Source organism: Dolichospermum lemmermannii CS-548, from assembly GCF_028330815.1.
GTDB lineage: Bacteria > Cyanobacteriota > Cyanobacteriia > Cyanobacteriales > Nostocaceae > Dolichospermum > Dolichospermum lemmermannii.
This window is the reverse complement of record NZ_JAQMTJ010000231.1, coordinates 1-4,965: the sequence shown is the minus strand read 5'-3', so window position 1 is coordinate 4,965 and position 4,965 is coordinate 1. Positions and strand designations below refer to the sequence as shown.

The 4,965-nt window shown below is 37.8% G+C and carries 5 protein-coding genes and 1 tRNA gene; 3 read left to right on the top strand and 3 right to left on the bottom strand.

Features of this window, described 5'->3' with window-relative positions; all coding sequences use genetic code 11:
* Positions 1-431: 431 nt before the first annotated feature.
* The 3 genes from PN450_RS15635 to PN450_RS15625 form a co-directional block, all read right to left on the bottom strand.
* Entirely contained in the window at positions 432-1,235 is an 804-nt protein-coding gene (locus PN450_RS15635) for an inositol monophosphatase family protein (protein WP_148765957.1), read from the bottom strand.
* A gap of 82 nt (positions 1,236-1,317) precedes the next feature.
* Positions 1,318-1,872, bottom strand: a complete 555-nt coding sequence (locus PN450_RS15630; protein ID WP_235081966.1) for a thermonuclease family protein — start codon at positions 1,870-1,872, stop codon at positions 1,318-1,320.
* A gap of 40 nt (positions 1,873-1,912) precedes the next feature.
* The gene (locus tag PN450_RS15625) at positions 1,913-2,281 is read right to left on the bottom strand and encodes a 2Fe-2S iron-sulfur cluster-binding protein (RefSeq protein WP_015079256.1); all 369 of its coding nucleotides are present in this window, start codon (positions 2,279-2,281) and stop codon (positions 1,913-1,915) included.
* Positions 2,282-2,825: 544 nt separating this feature from the next.
* On the opposite strand from PN450_RS15625, the gene PN450_RS15620 reads away from it, so the two are divergent.
* The 3 genes from PN450_RS15620 to PN450_RS15610 all read left to right on the top strand — a co-directional run bounded on the left by PN450_RS15620 (position 2,826) and on the right by PN450_RS15610 (position 4,782).
* Positions 2,826-2,912: transfer RNA gene (locus PN450_RS15620), tRNA-Ser, on the top strand.
* Positions 2,913-3,213: 301 nt separating this feature from the next.
* Positions 3,214-3,909, top strand: coding sequence for a LabA-like NYN domain-containing protein (locus PN450_RS15615; protein WP_148765953.1), 696 nt, complete (start codon positions 3,214-3,216; stop codon positions 3,907-3,909).
* A 549-nt stretch (positions 3,910-4,458) separates the two neighbouring features.
* Positions 4,459-4,782, top strand: a complete 324-nt coding sequence (locus PN450_RS15610) for a hypothetical protein (protein WP_148767178.1) — start codon at positions 4,459-4,461, stop codon at positions 4,780-4,782.
* The last annotated feature ends 183 nt before the right edge of the window (positions 4,783-4,965 follow it).

The window sequence follows — 4,965 nt, the reverse complement described above, 5'->3', positions numbered from 1 at the left end:
TAGATTTTGATGACATTTTTGGTGATTTACTGTTTCTCAAATGCCTTTTTTCACTTTATCTGTTTGTTTTGATGCTCCCTTTGATTTTCATCTCCGTAATTTCCCTCTGTAACATTTTGGGGTGCGGAATGTGGGTTATAGGATCAATCATTCTGTGGAGTTCTCTAATATATATAAATGAACAAAATAAATTTATTATTAACAATAAATAATTACCCTAAATTTATTAAATTTTTAGAATTTTAATCGAGAAATTAATCAATTTTTGAATGAAATTAGATATTTTTACAAATTGATTCACTAACATAGTATTTTGTCAAGATAATTTAGATGCGTTTCCCCTGAATAAATTCCCTGTCTAATAGCAAAAGTCGGTTTTAACCGACTCATGAAAAAACGCAAGTTTCTAACCCACAAACATCATAGAAAAATTACGTCCAACTTGCTAAACGGGGAACTTTCATCAATTCTTGACTGAGGCTATCGTGCAGATAACCATTAGTAGCTAAAATTCTTCCCGACTCAATTTTCATCGGAGTCCCATCATAAGCAGTCACATTTCCTCCCGCTTCCTGGACTAATATTATCCCAGCCACAACATCCCAAGGCGCAATTCCCCTTTCCCAATAACCATCAACTCGACCACAGGCTACATAAGCTAAATCCAAAGCTGCTGCACCATCACGTCTCACACCTTGGGTAAGATGGGTAAGATGACAAAACTCGGCATAATTGTTGTCAGGGGTTTCCCGTCTGTCATAGGCAAATCCACTGACTAACAGGCTTTTACCTAATTCCGCTGTTTGAGAAACCTGAATAGGGCGACGGTTACGGGTTGCACCTAAACCAGCAGCAGCCCGAAATAACTCATCCCGAAAAGGGTCATAAATTACTCCCACCTTGGGGACACCTTGAATCATCAAACCAATAGAAACAGCGAAACAGGGATATTGATGGGCGTAATTGGTTGTACCATCAAGAGGGTCAATCGCCCAGAGAAATTCATTATCTTGATTTCCCAGTTTTCCCGACTCTTCAGCCAGGATAGAATGTTGGGGAAAATGGCGACGCAATACTTCTAAAATTACCTGTTCAGAAGCTTTATCAGCAGCGGTAACTAAATCACCAGGACGGCCTTTTTCGGTGATTGCGTCTTCTAATTTACCTAAATAATCTTGTAAAACTACACCTGCGGCTAAAGCTGCTTCTGTAGCAATATCTAGAAAAATTTGCATATTTGTCGGTTGTCAGTGGTCAGTGGTCAGTGGTCAGTTGTCGGTTGTCAGTTGTCGGTTGTCAGTTGTCGGTTGTCGTTTTTTAACGGGAGAGACGGCGAAATTCTCCGGGGGTGATTCGCATGGGTTTATCGGGATTCCAGATGCCTTTTCCCATGATTCTTGCCCATTGTTGGGCGCGTTCTAGGCGTTGGTCGTATTTGTGATTAGGCGATCGCGCTACAAATAAAGCATATCCTTGTTTGACAACTTCTTCATTTAACAACAGTTTATCTTTCCATACATAAGCCAAAGTTCGGTTAAATTTATCCTTAGCTTCTAAATCAAATTCCAGATTCACAGCTTGATTTGCACCACCAATTAAACCTTCTACTAATTGTTTTGCATCCTCACCCCAAGGAAGTTGGCGGATATCTGGTGCATCTAAACCAATTAATCGGACTTGGGAAATTAAATTGGGTTGTGCTTCCATTCCCAAAACTTCCAAACTTTGTCCACTCACAACCCGTGCTATTTTTACATTAGCGGGAATGATTGAGGAATTGTTGTGGCTTTGACAACTCACCAACAGTAAAAAACTAGCTAATATAATTATTCTCGTTACAAAAACGCGAAGACGGACTACTACAGTAGCCATCCTCGCTATCAAATTAATTAACATGAACACACAAAAAATCTTAGTCCTCATCTAAGGGTAAACCCGCTTTAACTTTGCCCTTACCAAAAAACCGCCCAAACTGAAGTTCATAAACCTCATCTTCATCTTGTGTTTCCACTTCCAAATCAGAACGAGCGTAACTTACACATAATAAAGCGTAACCTTGGCGACGTAAATCAGGAGAAAGCCCAATGGCTTCTGGTTGATGAATTTCTCCTGATAAAACTCTCACAGCGCAGGTTGTACAAGCCCCATTTCGACAAGAAAAGGGCAATTCTGTCCCATTGTGTTCAGCGGTGTGTAAGATATAGCGGTCTTCAGGAACTTCGAGAGTATGTGATGTCCCAGTTTGGCGATTGTAAACTTTAATTGTGTGGGTTTGAACCATCTTGATTTTTAGATTTGCGGATTTGGAGTTTCACACTTAATTATAAGGAAGAACGCCGAAAACCCTTGAAAATGTGGCTGACGCAGGAAGCCACATTTGGGCTTTAGACAAGGGATGAAGGCTAGAGGCTTTCCTTTATCCTGCATTGACGTTAATTTGAAAATTTGAAATTATTTCAAATTTTAATCCATATTCGTGATAGAATTAAATTGTCACTAAAGACATAAAAAGCTACCGGGGGACTCTTGGAAAGTTACGCTTGTCAGATATGATTTCGCCCGCCAGGGCAAACGAAATCAGGGCAAGAACCCAAATATTTAAGGCAATGCCTGAAACTGGGATAACTGAGGGATATAGACTGAAACTCTCTAGAGAATCTCCGCGTCTTTAGACCGGAGAGTGTCAAAAGAAGATTGCTTGAAAACTCTGCACTTTCAGGTCAGGGAGTGATGATAGCGCAGCCTGGCCTTAGCCATAAAAATATCTTTTCCAAAATGGTTGCTTTTTTTTGAATCCTATTGTAATATAGCAAAACGAGACACCTGGAGAGATGGCCGAGTGGTTGAAGGCGCAGACCTGGAAAGTCTGTTATGCAGAAATGTATACGAGGGTTCGAATCCCTCTCTCTCCATTTCCCAACAGTAATTAAGTTTGATTTAAAAATATTTGCTTGTAAGCTCACACAGCAGACTTTACCCATAAAACTAAAAGATAATTTTTGGATATAAATAGTGAATTTCGCCCAAAAGTGGGCATTTTGTGTAAAGTATATGCAGGTAAACGGCAAAATATCATATTCACTTAGAAGAAATCGGCTAAAATCTACCTGATAGGTATTAACTCAACCAAGACTGTGGCAACAAATTAGTTAAAATTCAGCTATTGTCAGTTTACCTACAACAACATCCCCACTTTAATATTCAGAGGTATCAATGCAGTTTGACAATTTTAGCAAAAAAACAAACGAATATAAAGAACTTAAAGAAAAACCTCATTGGCAAAGCCCAGCAACCAAAGGCAATATTAAGCCTAAAGAACCTAATCCAGCTAATAATATCAGCTTTAATGAGGATGACAGTCGTGGACGAGTAGCAATTTTTATTGACGGGTTAAATTTATTTTATGCCGCATTACAATTGGGAATTGAAATTGATTATGTAAAATTGCTTTGTCGGTTAACAAAAAATTCTCGGTTATTACGTGCTTTCTTTTACACAGGAATGGATAGTGGCAACGAAAAGCAACAGGGATTTCTTTTATGGATGCGTCGTAACGGCTATCGTGTAGTTACTAAAGATATGAGTGTAGTTGTCGATAATTACAAAAAACCAAATTTGAACGTAGAAATTGCCGTTGACATGATTACTTTAGCACCCTATTATGATACAGCCGTCTTAGTTAGTGGCGACGGAGATTTATCCTATGCTGTTCATGCAGTTAGTAATGTGGGCGCTAGAGTAGAAGTAATTGGCTTGCAAACAACAACTAGCGATAGTGAAGCGCGTTCTAGAAATCACCTAATTGATGTGGCTGATGAATTTATAGATTTTGATAGTATTAAACAACACATTCAAAAAGATTCTACTATCGGGTATAGTTATCGGACTTCTTCTAATTACCAAGTTTAAATTCCCAATATATAAATTTTTCTCCTTTTTTTTGCAATTTTATCGCAACCACCTTACTGGTGAGGGTATTAAGTAGGTTAGCATTGAAAATTGTCGTTATGGCACTAGGCTTGAGGCAATACTTCGACTTCGCTCAGTAACCAGAGGCAAGAGTGAAGAGGGTTTGGGCGATTTTACTTTTCGTTACATATTACTCTTCGAGAAGCCGCTTCGCGTCTACGGGTTTTTTCCGTTTACCTACTTAGTTGATCATAAAATAAAACTCCATCTAAAATAGGGTTTTATTCCCGACTGCTAAGATATTATCCCAACCTCAAATTAAAATAATTTGAGAGGATTTAATCCTGAATTTTATTTGACACTTTTCTCGTATCTGTGCTATACAAGTGTAGAAACAGCTAATTAACATTAATAGACATAACAGACTTTAAAACTGAACTTTAAAGTATGGCATGATCACTTCTTAGTTTGTTTTTAGCATTCACTTAAAACATATCTTCAATAGATATATTTTTGAGAACTTATATTATTAAAGGCGTAGGTAGTTCAGTGAATCAAATCCAATTAACTTTAGTTATTAGCTATGTTCTCATGACTGGCTATTTTTTTACTAATTGGTTAACATTTTCTCTTCGTCACCCTACATCTTCCCCACAGGAGAAATTTTTATCCTTTATCATGTTTGTGATCATCACTATTTTATGGCCTCTAGTGATTGTTAACTCTTGCTTAGAAGTGATCAAAAAAGGCAAGTTAGAATTTACTACAGTTGTTCCTGTACTTTTAGTAATATGTGCTTTTGGTATTTCCTATTATTTAAGTTCATTACCTGAACATTGGCTATGTTATTACGATCTATTTTGCCATGTTTAAATACTTGTGAAAACCAGTTTTAAATTGTCGATTATCAATTTTTTCTTGTCTTTTACCTAAGAGGTTGTTTGAAAAGTATTATATGAAACCCATAATCTCCAAAAACCTAACCCCCCTACCCCCCTTCCCTACAAGGGAATGGGGGTTTTAAAGCCTCTCCCCTGGTAGGGGAGAGGTTTGGAG

Coding starts and splice junctions, on each gene's coding strand:
- PN450_RS15630 (WP_235081966.1), bottom strand. CDS start 1,872: ATGGCTACTGTAGTAGTCCGTCTTCGCGTTTTTGTAACGAGAATAATT.
- PN450_RS15625 (WP_015079256.1), bottom strand. CDS start 2,281: ATGGTTCAAACCCACACAATTAAAGTTTACAATCGCCAAACTGGGACA.
- PN450_RS15635 (WP_148765957.1), bottom strand. CDS start 1,235: ATGCAAATTTTTCTAGATATTGCTACAGAAGCAGCTTTAGCCGCAGGT.
- PN450_RS15615 (WP_148765953.1), top strand. CDS start 3,214: ATGCAGTTTGACAATTTTAGCAAAAAAACAAACGAATATAAAGAACTT.